Origin of the sequence: Saccharopolyspora erythraea NRRL 2338 (genome assembly GCF_000062885.1) — a bacterium.
GTDB classification, from domain to species: domain Bacteria; phylum Actinomycetota; class Actinomycetes; order Mycobacteriales; family Pseudonocardiaceae; genus Saccharopolyspora_D; species Saccharopolyspora_D erythraea.
In genome coordinates, this window is the sequence record NC_009142.1 from 136,678 (window position 1) to 150,583 (window position 13,906).

12 protein-coding genes, 1 tRNA gene and 1 pseudogene are annotated in these 13,906 nt (G+C 70.1%); 10 read left to right on the forward strand and 4 right to left on the reverse strand.

Annotated features, from left to right (window positions below; translation table 11 throughout):
* Positions 1-162: 162 nt before the first annotated feature.
* The 4 genes from SACE_RS00515 to SACE_RS00530 form a co-directional block, all read right to left on the reverse strand.
* On the reverse strand, positions 163-861 hold the full coding sequence (locus SACE_RS00515) for a poly-gamma-glutamate hydrolase family protein (RefSeq protein ID WP_009949309.1): 699 nt from the start codon (positions 859-861) through the stop codon (positions 163-165).
* Positions 862-1,066: 205 nt separating this feature from the next.
* Entirely contained in the window at positions 1,067-1,672 is a 606-nt protein-coding gene (locus tag SACE_RS00520) for a lytic polysaccharide monooxygenase auxiliary activity family 9 protein (RefSeq protein WP_011872944.1), read from the reverse strand.
* A gap of 657 nt (positions 1,673-2,329) precedes the next feature.
* Positions 2,330-2,402, reverse strand: a tRNA-Gly gene (locus SACE_RS00525).
* 132 nt (positions 2,403-2,534) lie between these two features.
* Complete coding sequence (locus SACE_RS00530; RefSeq protein ID WP_011872945.1) at positions 2,535-2,945, reverse strand: PPOX class F420-dependent oxidoreductase; 411 nt, start codon at positions 2,943-2,945, stop codon at positions 2,535-2,537.
* A gap of 115 nt (positions 2,946-3,060) precedes the next feature.
* On the opposite strand from SACE_RS00530, the gene SACE_RS00535 reads away from it, so the two are divergent.
* The 10 genes and pseudogenes from SACE_RS00535 to SACE_RS00580 all read left to right on the forward strand — a co-directional run bounded on the left by SACE_RS00535 (position 3,061) and on the right by SACE_RS00580 (position 13,885).
* On the forward strand, positions 3,061-3,768 hold the full coding sequence (locus SACE_RS00535; RefSeq protein ID WP_009949305.1) for an RNA polymerase sigma factor: 708 nt from the start codon (positions 3,061-3,063) through the stop codon (positions 3,766-3,768).
* A gap of 275 nt (positions 3,769-4,043) precedes the next feature.
* Complete coding sequence (locus SACE_RS00540; RefSeq protein ID WP_011872946.1) at positions 4,044-4,481, forward strand: hypothetical protein; 438 nt, start codon at positions 4,044-4,046, stop codon at positions 4,479-4,481.
* A 76-nt stretch (positions 4,482-4,557) separates the two neighbouring features.
* Positions 4,558-5,412 carry an Fpg/Nei family DNA glycosylase gene (locus SACE_RS00545; protein ID WP_009949301.1) on the forward strand — a complete coding sequence of 285 codons (855 nt, stop codon included), beginning with the start codon at positions 4,558-4,560 and terminating at the stop codon, positions 5,410-5,412.
* Between the two features lie 168 nt (positions 5,413-5,580).
* Positions 5,581-6,825 carry a GAF domain-containing sensor histidine kinase gene (locus tag SACE_RS00550; RefSeq protein WP_009949300.1) on the forward strand — a complete coding sequence of 415 codons (1,245 nt, stop codon included), beginning with the start codon at positions 5,581-5,583 and terminating at the stop codon, positions 6,823-6,825.
* A gap of 207 nt (positions 6,826-7,032) precedes the next feature.
* Complete coding sequence (locus SACE_RS00555) at positions 7,033-7,929, forward strand: S49 family peptidase (RefSeq protein ID WP_009949299.1); 897 nt, start codon at positions 7,033-7,035, stop codon at positions 7,927-7,929.
* 325 nt (positions 7,930-8,254) lie between these two features.
* Positions 8,255-9,043 (forward strand): LytR/AlgR family response regulator transcription factor, encoded by a 789-nt coding sequence (locus SACE_RS00560; RefSeq protein ID WP_031334463.1) that lies wholly within the window; start codon positions 8,255-8,257, stop codon positions 9,041-9,043.
* Positions 9,040-9,450, forward strand: a complete 411-nt coding sequence (locus tag SACE_RS00565) for a hypothetical protein (protein WP_009949297.1) — start codon at positions 9,040-9,042, stop codon at positions 9,448-9,450. Before SACE_RS00560 ends, SACE_RS00565 begins: the two co-directional genes overlap by 4 nt.
* A gap of 78 nt (positions 9,451-9,528) precedes the next feature.
* On the forward strand, positions 9,529-11,286 hold the full coding sequence (locus SACE_RS00570) for a sodium/solute symporter (protein ID WP_009949295.1): 1,758 nt from the start codon (positions 9,529-9,531) through the stop codon (positions 11,284-11,286).
* A gap of 290 nt (positions 11,287-11,576) precedes the next feature.
* Positions 11,577-11,915, forward strand: a pseudogene (locus SACE_RS38945) (DUF485 domain-containing protein); the annotation flags it as partial.
* Positions 11,916-12,244: 329 nt separating this feature from the next.
* Positions 12,245-13,885, forward strand: coding sequence for a solute symporter family protein (locus SACE_RS00580; protein ID WP_009949292.1), 1,641 nt, complete (start codon positions 12,245-12,247; stop codon positions 13,883-13,885).
* Positions 13,886-13,906: the final 21 nt, after the last annotated feature.

Below are 13,906 nucleotides of genomic sequence, written 5' to 3' on the forward strand. Positions count from 1 at the left end.
GCACTGGCCGGAGGGGCGTGCCCTGATCGGGCTTACCTGGGAAAAGGTGACAGCCGGACGAGAACGGCTCGATGGTGTCGCCCCGCCGAACGGCAGGGGCGCGCCAGAGTCTCGGCGCGGGGGAGGCCCCTGATCTTCACGGGGGTCCGCACCGCGCTCCGGTCACTGGAGGAACGCCGCGCGGACCGCTGCCACGAAGGCCCAGAAGACGGGTGTCCTGGTGTGTTTGCGGCCTTCGATGGTGTTGCTGGTGAACATGGCGTCGAGCAGGGGCGTGGTGATCTCCAGCTGGCTGCCGCGGCCCCTGCGCGTCCGGTTGCAGATGTTGGCCGGGGACATGCCGCTGAGGACGCCGTGGGAGGAGGCGTCGGTGGCGTCGAAGCCGGCGCGGCGCAGCTCGCGGATGAGGTGGTGCCGGGTGGTCCCGTCGCGGCCGCCGACCAGGACGGACTGCGCGTCGCGGTCGGTGCCGGTCTGCTCCGCGCGGCAGCCGTGCAGGCTCAGCGCGCAAGGGCTGCGCGCGCAGAGCGACAGTGCGAGCGGATCGTCGCAACGGGTCGAGGTGACGTGCAGGGCGCTCGGCGAGCGCAGCCCCTCGAAGGCCCAGTAGTCGAAGGCGGCGCCGTCCGGCCAGGTGGCGATCGCCAGGCACAGCTCCGAGGTCCCGGCTTCGATCTCCCCTCCGTGCGGGGCGATGACGGCCGGAGGGGAAGGCGTGCGGTGCCGCCGGTGCCGGATGCGGTAGTCGGTGCCGTGAACCAGCGCCGGGTCCGCGTAAAGCGCGGTGTTCGACGGGTAGGTGTCCGCGGCCCTGGCCGGAAGACCGGCCGGAAGAGGTGTCCGTCCGGTGTCGACTCCCATCCGCACTCCCGAGGCAGACGCTTGGCGAGCTGGTTCAGTGGCGACCGCTCCTACCGTATCGCCGGGGCGATGTCTTCTCTATTTGAAATTCACGGCAGAAAATTTCCCACTGAAGACCGGAAAATGGACGGCAGAGATTTTCGCGGAATGGAGAACGCCTCGGTGTGGGGGTGCACCGAGGCGTTCTTGCGGACTGTTCCGTCGATCAACCGAAGTTCACGTCCGCGCACGAGTAGAAGGCGTTCCCGGTGTCGGCGATGTCCCAGACGCCGAGGATCACGTGCTTGCCGGACTTGTTCGGAAGTTTGCCGGTGTGGGTGTAGGTGTTCGGCGGACGCTGGCCGCCGAGGTCCTGGCTGACGAACGGCGCGGGCTCCAGCGCGGCCCGGGTCAGGGGCTGCGACGGGTCCCAGCCGTCCTTGGTGACGAAGTAGCGGAACGACATCGTCGAGTGCGCCGCGGTGATCTTCCAGGTGAACGTGAAGTCCTGACCTGCGCTGACGTTGGTCGCGGGCCACTGGCCGCCGCGCGGGTCGTCGAGCTCGGCGAACTGGGCGAGCCCGGCGGAGCAGATCTTGCCGTCGGCGGGCCCGGCCTGCGGGAAGCCCTTCGGGCCCTCGACGCTCTGCGGCTCCCAGACGATCGTGCCGCAGTCGGAGACCTTGCCCTGCGCGCACGCGTCCTGGCGGCTCGACGGGCTCTGGGTGAATCCGTGGCTCTGCGCCATTCCGGCGGTCACCACGGGAAGGGTGAGCGGGACGAGGGCGAACAACGCGATGCCGAGAGTGCGTTTCATTCTTTTCGCGAGCACGGGATGCTCCTTCCAACTGCTTCGGGGTTTCGAAGAAATTACTCCCGGCGACGCGCCGGGAAACAGCACCGTTTCGCGCAACATCCCGTACGGAAAGTCGTGGGTTTTGGTCCAGACCATGAGTCCGTTTGGTCCAGTCCAACTGACGTACGTGGCTCCCGCCCATCGGCGTGCCCGCCCCGCGCAGAACCCGCTGACCTGGGGCACACGGGAGCCAGGGCCGACCGGAAGACGAGGCGGCCCGTGCGACGGCTCCGGGGCCGGTTGTGGGACGACGCTGGAAAGGAGTCGGCCGAACGACTTCTCCCGGCTTTCTCCTGCTCGTTCCGTAGCTCGGCTGCCTGCCCAGCGGCTTGGCCGCTAGCTCAGCAACTTGGCTGCCTGCTTACCAACTCGCCTGCTCGCTCAGCAGCTCGGCGGCTCGCTCGGTCAGCTCGGCTCGCTCGGAAACTCGGGTCGGTCGCCGTCACCTCGGCCGCTTGCTCGGCAACTCGACGGCTCGCTCGGAAACCTGGGGCGGCCGGCGTCACCTCGGCCGCTCGACTGCTCGACCCTGCTGCCCGGCGCGGCCGTTCGCCTGCCCGGTGCTTACGCCAGACGCCAGACCCCGGACGCCAGAAAGCCCCGCCGATCGTGCGGCGGGGCTTTCTGCCTGCGAGCGGATGACGGGACTCGAACCCGCGACCCTCACCTTGGCAAGGTGATGCGCTACCAGCTGCGCTACATCCGCATTTTCTCCGGCCCCTCAGGGCCTGTTGCGGACTACTTTAACGCATCGTTCGCCCGTTGTTCGAGGGGGGTCCGGTTCGCGTCCGGGTGAACACCGCCTGCCCGCTCCGAGAGCGCGTTACCGCTGGTCAGGTCAACCGGTCGGAGCCGACACGGCGCGGGTCGGCGTCACCCGGAGCAGCACCCTGCCCTCGTCGCGCATCGCGGCGCGGTACTGCTCCCAGTCGTCGTGCTCGCCGGAGATGCTGCGGAAGTACTCCTCCAGCAGCGGCATCGCGTCGGGCAGTTCGACGATCTCCACGTCGCCCTCGACCTGCACCCAGCGGCCGAAGAACTCGTCGGGCAGCACGCACAGCCAGGCGCGCGGGTCGCGGCGCAGGTTGCGGACCTTCGCCGACTTCTCGCTCGTGCTCACCGTGACGTGCCCGGCGTCGTCGGTGGTGGCCAGCACCGGCGACATCTGCGGTGTCCCGTCCGCGCGCAGGGTGCTGAGCACGGCCCGGTGCTGCTGCCGGACCACTGCCACCGCTTCTTCGAGATCCATGTTCGCCTCCCGTGAGCTCCGTCACCGGCATCCACTCGTCCGAGTGAGGCCGGAGTACCGATCTTCCCAGGTCACGCGATACCAAGTGGGTCGCCGAAACTGGGGAGGGCCATTCATGCACGAAGACGCCGGCGGCGCGGCGCGCCCGGGGCCGGGCCGTTGCGAAGAGATCGACCGCGCGCTCCTGGACCGCCTGCGCGCCGGGGACGACCTCGCGTACGGGGAGTTCTACTGGCGGCACGTCCAGGCGGTGCGCCGGTTCGCGATGCGGGCGCCGCGGCAGGGGATCGACGCCGACGACGTCGTCGCCGAGGTCTTCCTGCGCGTGCTGCGCGCGGTCCGGGCGGGGGCCGGTCCGAAGGACTACGTCCGTACCTACCTGCTCACCGTCGTGCGCCGCGTGCAGGCCGAGTGGTGCGCCGCTCGCCGCGAGGAGCCGATGCTCGTCGACGAGATCGGTAAACGAATACCCGGGCTTCGCGACCACCAGGGCATACAGGCCGAGGGCGAGCTGCTGGCCAGGGCGTTTCACAGGCTGCCGCAGCGGTGGCGCGAGGTCCTGTGGCGCACCGAGGTCGAGGGCCACCGCCCGGCCAGCATCGCAGGGCAGCTCGGGCTGAGCCCGAACGCGACCGCCGTCCTGGCGCACCGGGCCCGGCGCGGTCTGCGGGCCGCCTACTTCCAGGCGGCGTCGGCCGCGGAGCACCGCGCCGGCCCGGAGAACGGCGCGGACATCACCGGCGGCCCGAAGAGCGGGGCCACTCGTGCCAAGGCACGCCGGACCTTCGGCGCGGCCCCGGACCTGACCTGCGCCCGCCAGTAGCCCGTGGTGCGTCGAGTTGTCCCCCGACTCGGTGGATGCCGTCGCGCCCGTCCGGAGCGCCACCGCGCCCGTGTGGCGTGGCTCATCCCTCGGCGAAGAGTCGTCGCCGAGGCTGGCCCCACCGCCCGGCATGATCGACAATGTCGGGTGACGGCCGACTTTCACCCGCCGGGCCGATGACGGGAGCGGTACCGTGTATGCACGCTCGGTGACCGGCGGGGTCATCGGCGTGGGACGACACCGATCGACCAGCCCGGGTGGGCGGGGAGGCGACGATGAACCGGGTGGTTCGGGGTTCCGACGGCCGGATGTGGACCGTCAAGACCAACGTCGAGTGGTCGAACCCGATCGCGGCCGACGAGTTCGAGCACGACGTCAACGGCGGCCCGATGCCGGGCGTGATCATGGGCGCGGTCCTGCTGTTCCTCGTGGTCGTGTTCGTGGTGTGGACACCGCCCGAGGTCGTCGTGCCGCCGTGGCTGTTGCTCGCCCTGCTGGCCGCGGCGCTGTTCTTCCCGGTGCGCTGGGTGCTGCGCAGGCCGTGGACGATCCGCGCGGAGACCCCCGGCGACCACGACGAGCACCCGCCGGAGACCTGGCTCGGCGTCGTCCGCGGCGGGCTCAACGCCCGCCAGGAGGCGGCCAAGGTCGCCCGCCAGATCGAGCTCTACGCCGAGCCCGACATGAACGGGCAGCTGCAGCCCGTCGAGTAGGCCACCACGCTCGACCGGTCGAAGGATCGCGCGTCGAGCCGGGCACCGGGCCCGTCGGGTGGTGGACACTGGTGGGGTGCCAGAACTCCCCGAGGTCGAGGCGTTGGCGCAGCACCTCCGCGACAACGCCACCGGCCGAAGCGTCGCCCGCGTCGACATCGCCTCGCTGAGCGTGCTCAAGACGGTCAGCCCGCCGTGGAGCGAGCTGCACGGCCGCACCGTCACCGGCGCCACCAGGTACGGCAAGTACCTCGACCTCGACTGCGAGGGTCTGCACCTGGTGTTCCACCTGGCCAGGGCCGGCTGGATGCGCTGGTCGGACTCGTTGTCCCCGGCCCCGCCCAAGCCGGGCAGGGGGCCGATCGCGCTGCGCGTCCACCTCGGTGGCGGCGTCGGCTTCGACCTGACCGAGGCCGGGACGCAGAAGAAGCTGTCGGCGTGGGTCGTCGAGGATCCGGCGGAGGTGCCCGGCATCGCCAAGCTCGGCCCGGACGCGCTCTCGCTCGACGTCGAAGGCCTCACCGCGGTGCTCTCCGGGCGGACCGAGCGGATCAAGACCGTGCTCACCGACCAGTCGATGATCGCGGGCATCGGCAACGCCTACTCCGACGAGATCCTGCACGCCGCCAAGCTCTCGCCCTACGCGACCGCGGGCAGGCTCGACGCCGACGCGGTCGAGCGCCTGCACGCCACGATGCGGGAGATCCTGACCGACGCCGTGGAGCGGTCGCTGAAGCAGGACGCGGCCAGGCTCAAGGCCGAGAAGCGTTCCGGCATGCGCGTCCACGGCCGGACCGGGCTGCCGTGCCCGGTGTGCGGGGACAAGGTGCGCGAGGTGTCCTTCGCCGACCGGTCGCTGCAGTACTGCGCCACCTGCCAGACCGGAGGCAGACCGCTGGCGGACCGGCGGCTCTCCCGGCTCCTGAAATGACTTGTCCACAGGCTGTGGACAAGTCGGCGAGTTGTACACAGGCCGTTCCACCAGGTCACCCGAACCGGTTCCGCTGAACGGAAGTAACGGGTACCGCTCACCGATGGAACGAGTGCACTGAGCGTAGCCGCCTTGATTCCCGGAGTGTCGAACCCCAACATTGATGTTGTGCCGGAGCTTCTGACTGAGCGGACGGTGCTGACCACGCTCGCCGCGCTAGCCGTGCTCGCGATGTTCGTGATGCTGTGCCGGTCGCGACGGGTGAGCACCTCGGTCGAGGACGCCACGCTCGCGGCCCTGCACCAGGTGACCAGCGCCGCGCCGCACTTGCGGGCGGGGCTGACGCAGGAATCCGCGGACCAGACCGCGCCGCACCTGCGCGCCCTGCTGGGGTGCATCGCGGTCGGCGTGGTCGACGCCGAGGGCACGCTGCTCAGCTGGGACGGCGAGGCCAACCACCACTACGGGGGACTGCGCACCCGGATCGAGCAGGTGCTGCGCACCGGCAAGCGCGAGTACGTCGACCACGGCGAGGTGGCGTGCGAGCAGCGGCCGTGCGTGATGCGGCACGCCGTGGTGGTGCCGCTGGAGGTGGAGGGGGAGAACCGGGGCGCGCTGGTGATCATCTCCGCCGGAGACCGCAGGCGCCTGCTGCGCGCCGCGGGCGAGGTGGCCAACCACGTGTCCACGCAGCTCGAACTGGCCGAGCTCCAGGAGTCCAAGGAGCGGCTGGCGCGGGCCGAGGTCCGGGCGCTGCGGGCGCAGATCTCGCCGCACTTCATCTACAACGCGCTCAACACCATCTCCTCGCAGATCCGCAACGACCCCGAGCAGGCGCGGGACCTGCTCCAGGAGTTCGCCGACTTCACCCGCTACTCGTTCCGGACCAGCGGCCTCTACACCACGCTGGCCGACGAGATCCGCAACATCGACCGGTACCTGACGCTGGAGCGCGCCCGCTTCGGCCCCGACCGGCTCAAGGTGCAGCTCAAGATCGCCCCGGAGGTCCTTCCGGTGGTGGTGCCGTTCCTGGCGTTGCAGCCGCTGGTCGAGAACGCGGTGCGGCACGGCCTGGCCAACAAGCCCGGTGGCGGCACGGTCTCGGTGATCGCCGAGGACAACGGGGTGGAGGCGCTGATCAGCGTCGACGACGACGGCATCGGCATGAACCCGGAACGGCTGGACGCCGAGCTCGCCGACGCGCACCTGACCGGCGCGCACGTCGGCCTGGGCAACATCAACAACCGGATGCGCGCAACCTTCGGCAACGACTACGGCCTGGTCGTGGAGACCGAGGAGGGCGCGGGCATGAAGGTGATCATGCGCGTGCCGAAGTTCGCGCCCGGGGTGCGCCCGGTACCCGCGCAGGCGATCGAAGAGCCCTCGGTCGGGCTGGCGGCCGGACCGCAGTAGGAGCGGCCAGGACCAGCCACCGGCGATCGCCGAGCCGCACCGACGGCCGAGCCGTACGGACCGCTGAGCTGCACCGACCGCCGAGCCGGTGGTGCCGCAGCCCCGACGCCGGCCGCCGAGCCGTCACCGACGGGCAGAGCCCGCGGTGCCGCGGGCCGTCCTGCCCAGGTAGCGGCCAGGTCGCCGCGGAGCCGGTAACGTCGAAGCATGAACGACAAGGCGCCGCAGAAGTTCACCGACCTGCTGAGTGAGAAGTTGTCCGCGAAGCTGCCCGGCAAGCTCGGCGAGAAGGCCGAGCGCGGTCCGGTGGTGGCGGTGGTCAAGCTGCACGGCGTGATCACGCCGACGCCGTCGCCGGTCAGCCGCAGCACGATCTCGGCCCAGACCACCGAGTCCGCCCTGACGCGCGCCTTCGGCCACGACCGGCTGTCGGCGGTGGTCCTCTCGATCAACTCGCCCGGCGGTGCGCCGACGCAGTCGGCGCTGGTCGCCGACCGCATCCGCGAGCTGGCCGACGAGAAGAAGGTGCCGGTGCTGGCCTTCTGCGAGGACGTCGCGGCCTCCGGCGGTTACTGGCTGGCCTGCGCGGCCGACGAGATCCACGCGCACCAGACCTCGATGGTCGGCTCGGTCGGCGTGGTGAGCGCGACCTTCGGCTTCAACGGCCTGCTCGATCGCTTCGGCGTCGAGCGCCGCGTGTACACCGCGGGCGACCACAAGGTGCGGCTCGACCCGTTCAGCCCGGAGAAGGAAGACGACGTGCGGTGGCTGCACGGGCTGCAGGCCGAGCTGCACGACCAGTTCCAGCAGTGGGTTCGCGACCGCCGCGGCGAGCGGTTGAAGGGCACCGACGAGGAGCTGTTCTCCGGCGAGGTCTACAGCGGCGCGAAGGCGCTGGAGCTCGGACTGGTCGACGGTGTCGGCTCGCTGCGCGGGATCGTGCGCCGGAAGTTCCCCGACGCGCACCTGGTCACCGTGGAGCCGCGCAAGCCGCTGCTGGCGAAGCTGGGCGTCGGTTCCCCGGCGTCGGCCCGCCTCGGCGGAGTCGGTGCCGTGGTGGAGGCGCTGGAACACCGCGCGATGTGGTCGCGGTTCGGCCTGTAGAGGTTTCCCGCGGCTGGTACCGGAAGCGGGAGTGAGGCCCCCAGGACCTGCACGCTCCGCACACGCGTACGTTATAGCACCAGTCGTGATTCATCTCACTTGCCGTGGATTTCGCCGGGGCCGCTGCCGGTCCGCCCGGCGCGAAGATGACGGGGTGCGCTTCTTCGCGTGTCGGGCGCCGGGGCGGACGCCGACGCGGGAGTGCTGAAGCTCGACGCCGACATTCGACCGTGGACAGTGCGCCCCCGGCGCGGCAGGATATGGCGTTACAGTGAGTATTCGACAGAGCTCCTCCGGTCTTGTCGTGCTGGCCGTCGATGACGAGATGGCCGGCCTGGACGAGATGAAGTACCTGCTCGGCAACAATCCGCGCGTCGGCAGGGTGCTTACCGCCTTCGACGCCGCGGAAGCGCTGCGCCTGCTGCGCAGCGACGACCCGGAGCTGCGCGGCAGACGCGACCAGGACGAGTCCATCGTGGACGCGGTGTTCGCCGACGTGTCGATGCCCGGGCTCAGCGGCATGGAACTGGCCAGGGTGCTGCAGGCGTTCCGCAACCCGCCCGCGCTGGTGTTCATCACCGGGCACGAGGAGAACGCGCTGGAGGCCTTCGAGGTCGGCGCGCTGGACTACATCATGAAGCCCGCCAACGCCGAGCGGGTCGACCGCGCGCTGCGCACCATCGAGCGCCGCAAGTCGCAGAACACCGCGCCCAGCCGTCCGGTCGAGGGGTCCGCCCCGGACGACGACGAGGTGATCCCCGTCGAGCTCGCGGGCACCACGAAGCTGGTGCCGCGCAAGACCGTCCGCTGGGTGGAGGCGCAGGGCGACTACGCCCGCCTGCACACCACCGACGGCTCGCACCTGGTGCGCATCCCCTTAGCCCAGCTCGAGGAACGCTGGGCCGACGCCGGGTTCCTGCGAATCCACCGCTCGTACCTGGTGTCGCTCGGGCTGGTCAACGAGCTGCGGATGTCGTCGTCGGGGTACTCGGTGGTCCTCGGCGGCGGGCCCGCCAAGGAGCTCCCGGTCAGCAGGCGGCACACCCGCGAGCTCAAGGACCGCCTGGTCCGCGCGCCGCGCAGCGGCTGGGGGCAGCAGCCGGGGATGTCATGAGCCGCGACCACGGTTTCGAGATCCGGGCGCGCGGCGAGTCGACCCGTCCGCCGCGCAGGCGCCGCGTGGTGCTGGCCGACAGCAAGCGGCGGACGCGCCAGGTCGCGCGCACGATGATGGAGCTGGAGGAGCAGACCAGCGTCGGCGAGTTCCTGGTCCGGCACCTGATGAAAGTGCAGATGCGCAGCGCTCTGCTGCTCGCCGGGTTCGCGCTGCTGGTGCTGCTCAGCCTGCCCGCGCTGTTCTACGCGCTGCCCTCGCTGGGTGACACCGTCTGGTTCGGCATGCACGTGTCGTGGCTGGTCCTCGGGGTGCTGCCGTACCCGTTCCTGGTGCTGGTCGGGTACCTGTGCGTGCGCGTGGCCGAGCGGCACGAGCGCGACTTCATCCACATGGTCGAGCAGTAGCCGGGCGGCACCGTTGGAGATCTCGAAGTTGGCCGCCGGCGGCCCGCCCGGCGCGCGGCAGGAGGCGGCTGCGGCGCGATGAGTTCGAGCATCTGGGCGCTGTCCGGCATCGGCGTCATCGCCGCCGCCACCTTCGGCATCGGGTTCTGGGGCGCCCGCAACGCCCGCGCCACCTCCGACTTCCTCGCGGCCCGGCAGTCGGTGCGCGAGGAGCGCAACGCCGCCGCGATCTCCGGCGAGTACCTGTCGGCCGCGTCCTTCCTCGGCATCGCGGGGCTGGTGCTCAAGGAGGGGGTCGACGCGCTGTGGTACCCGATCGGCTTCGCCGCGGGATACCTGGCGCTGATGCTGTTCGTGGCGGCTCCGCTGCGCCGCTCCGGCGCCTACACGCTGCCCGACTTCGCCGAGGAGCGGCTGGACTCGCTGCCGCTGCGGTGGTTGTCGACGGCGCTGGTGGTGCTGATCGGCTGGCTCTACCTGGTCCCGCAGATGCAGGCGGCCGGGCTGACGCTGTCGTCGGTCACCGGGCACCCGTACTGGGTGGGAGTCCTCGCGGTCACCGGGCTCGTGCTGGTCAGCGCACTCAGCGGCGGCATGCGCGCGGTGACGCTGGTGCAGGCCTTCCAGTACTGGGTGAAGCTCTTCGCGATCACGCTGCCCGCGTTCGTGCTGTTCTTCGTGTTCATGACCGGCGACGCCCAGCACCAGCGCGCGCTGGACTCGCCCGCGCCGCCGGTCTTCGAGCGCGACACCGCGGTCCACTTCGAGACCGACGTGCGGCTGCGCGTCGACGAACCGGTGTGGGTGCAGGTCGTCGGTGCGGAGCACGGAACCGTCTACATGCGACCCGGCGAGCACCCGGTCTCCACCGGCGTGGTGCTGCGCTTCCCGGCGGGTTCGCCGGTTCCGGTCGTCGACGACGCCGAGCCCGACAACGCGTCGTGGCTGCGGCCCCAGGACGGCGGCATCCGCGGCCTGGTGGAGACCTACTCGGTGATCATGGCGACCTTCCTGGGCACCATGGGCCTGCCGCACGTGCTCGCCCGCTTCTACTCCAACCCCAACGGGCAGGGCGCGCGGCGGACCACGTTGTACGTGCTCGCGCTGCTGGGCGCCTTCTACCTGTTCCCGACGGTGTTCGGGCTGCTGTCGCGGTTCTACGTCCCGATGTTGCTGGTCACCGGGGAGACCGATGCGGCGGTGCTGCTGCTCCCGCACCTGATGCTGGGCAACTGGCTGGGCGGATTGCTCGGGGCGGTCACCGCGGCGGGTGCGTTCGCGGCGTTCCTGTCCACCTCGTCGGGCCTGCTGGTGAGCGTTGCCGGGGTGCTGTCGGCCGACGTGTTGCGCGGCAGGGCGGTCGACGTGCGCCTGGTGATGGTCGTGTCCTGCGTGCTGCCGACGCTGCTGGCGTTGCGCATGTCCGACCAGGACATCACCCAGAGCGTGGGACTGGCGTTCGCGATGGCCGCCTCGACCTTCTGCCCGATGCTGGTGCTGGGCATCTGGTGGCGCGGCCTGACCGCGGCGGGTGCGGCTGCGGGTCTGGTGACCGGTGGCGGGCTGGTGCTGGTGGCGGTCGTGGTGAGCATGCTGACCGGCGACGACGGGAGCTGGGTGTCGGCGCTGAGCTGGCAGCCCGCCGTGGTCACGGTGCCGGTCGCCTTCCTGGTGACCTGGGGAGTCAGCCGCGCGACGCGGCGGCGGGTGCCCGCGGGCGTGTCGCGGGTGATGCTGCGGATGCACGCCCCGGACCGGCTCGGGTTCATCGACGACCGGACGTCGGTGCGGGGCGTGCCGCAGGAGCCGAAGACGGGCAGGCACCTGCGCGAGTGATCACGACCGGGAAGTCCTCTTAGGGCTGAACGGGTGAAAACGGACTCCGATTCGTTTGCAGTTCGTGATGCGAACCACCGGTTAACGCCGGGATTCCCACGGTTTACCGCATTCGGGCCACTTTCGGTGCGTGTCGGCGGGGAAGTCGATCTTCACACGATCGTTAGAGGCTGTACCCCTGAACGGGTCTTCACATAGCCGACTGATCTACGTAGCGTTCCCGCGTTGAACGATTTTCCGGCTCTGTGCAACCCCGCGGACGGAGCCGGTTCAATGTTGAAGGGAGCGCCGTGAGCACCACGGACCACCCGTCCGGGTCCGGGTCCGGTATCGACGCCGAAACCTGGGCCTCCGCGCAAAGCAGCCCCGAGTTCAAAGCCTTACGGCGCCGGCTGCGCAACTTCGTCTTCCCGGTATCGGCGCTGTTCCTGGCTTGGTACTTGGTCTACGTGTTGCTCGCCGACTACGCGCACGGCTTCATGAGCATCAAGCTGATCGGCAACGTCAACGTCGGGCTGGTGCTGGGCCTGCTCCAGTTCGTGTCGACGTTCGTCATCACCACCCTGTACGTCCGCTACGCCAACCGCCACCTCGACCCGGTGTCGGAGGAGATCCGCAACAGCGTCGAGAGCAGCGTCGACAGCAACTCCGACAGCAACTCCGACAGCGACAGCGACAGCAACTCCGACAGCGACAGCGACAGCAACTCCGACAGCGACAGCGACTCCGAGGGCGACGCCGACGTCGACAGCGACGTCGAGAGCGACTCCGAGGGCGACTCCGACAGCGAGAGCGACTCCGACAGCGACGTCGAGAGCAAGTCCGACAGCGACTCCGACAGCGAGAGCGACTCCGACAGCGACGTCGAGAGCAAGTCCGAGACCGACTCCGACAGCGACTCCGACAGCGACAGCGACGCCGACAGCAAGTCCGCCAGCAGTGCCGAAGGAGGCAAGCCGTGATCGCCCTGACCTCCTCCCCGGCACTGAGCGCGCAGGTGCTCGCGCAGAGCGAGACCGCGAACAACCGCTGGCTCAACATCGGCATCTTCGCCGTGTTCGTCGCGGTCACCATGGTGATCGTGTTCCGCGCGAGCAAGAACACCAAGACCGCGTCGGACTACTACGCCGCCGGGCGTGCGTTCACCGGTCCGCAGAACGGCATCGCCATCGCCGGTGACTACCTGTCCGCCGCGTCGTTCCTCGGCATCGCGGGCGCCATCGCCGTCTACGGCTACGACGGCTTCCTGTACTCAATCGGCTTCCTGGTGGCGTGGCTGGTCGCGCTGCTGCTGGTCGCCGAGCTGCTGCGGAACACCGGCCGCTACACGATGGCCGACGTGCTCAGCTTCCGGATGCGCGAGCGTCCGGTGCGCACCGCGGCGTCGCTCTCGACGCTGTCGGTGACCTTCTTCTACCTGCTGGCGCAGATGGCCGGTGCGGGCGGCCTGATCGCGCTGCTGCTGGGCATCACCGACAAGGTCGGCCAGGCCGTGGTCATCGCGGTCGTCGGCGCGCTGATGATCCTGTACGTGCTGGTCGGCGGCATGAAGGGCACCACGTGGGTGCAGATCATCAAGGCCGCGCTGCTCATCGCCGGCGCGTTCGTGATGACCCTGTGGGTCCTGGGCATGTACGGCCTCAACCTGTCGGGCCTGCTCGGCGCCGCCGCCGACGCGGCGGGCGAGAAGGTGCTGAACCCGGGTGCGCAGTACGGCAAGAGCCCGACCTCTCAGCTCGACTTCGTCTCGCTGGGCATCGCCCTGGTGCTGGGCACGGCGGGCCTGCCGCACGTGCTGATGCGCTTCTACACCGTGCCGACGGCCAAGGAGGCCCGCCGCTCGGTGGTCTGGGCGATCTGGCTGATCGGCCTGTTCTACCTGTTCACGCTGGTGCTCGGCTACGGCGCCGGTGCGCTGGTCGGGCCGAGCACGATCAAGGAGGCCCCGGGCGGGGTCAACTCGGCGGCGCCGCTGCTGGCGCTTGAGCTCGGCGGCCCGCTGCTGCTGGGCTTCATCTCGGCGGTCGCCTTCGCCACGATCCTGGCCGTGGTCGCCGGTCTGACCATCACGGCCTCGGCGTCGTTCGCCCACGACATCTACGCCAACGTGCTGAAGAAGGGCGCGGTCGACGACAAGCAGCAGGAGGTCAAGGTCGCGCGGATCACCGCCGTGGTGATCGGCGTGGTCTCCATCCTGGGCGGCATCGCGGCCAACGGCCAGAACGTCGCCTTCCTGGTGGCGCTGGCTTTCGCGGTGGCGGCGTCGGCGAACCTGCCGACCCTGCTCTACTCGCTGTTCTGGAAGCGCTTCAACACCGCGGGCGCGCTGTGGAGCATCTACGGCGGTCTGGCGGTGACGATCGTGCTGATCGTCTTCTCGCCCGCGGTGTCGGGCAACGACGAAGCGATGTTCCCGTCGCTGGACATCGCGTACTTCCCGCTGAAGAACCCGGGCCTGATCTCGATCCCGGTCTCGTTCCTGCTGGGCTACCTCGGAACGGTGCTGAGCAAGGAGCCGTTCAACGAGGAGAAGTACGCCGAGATGGAGGTCCGGTCGCTGACCGGTGCCGGCGCGGAGAAGGCGGGCAGCGGGCACTGATCCGCCGCGACCGCAGACGAG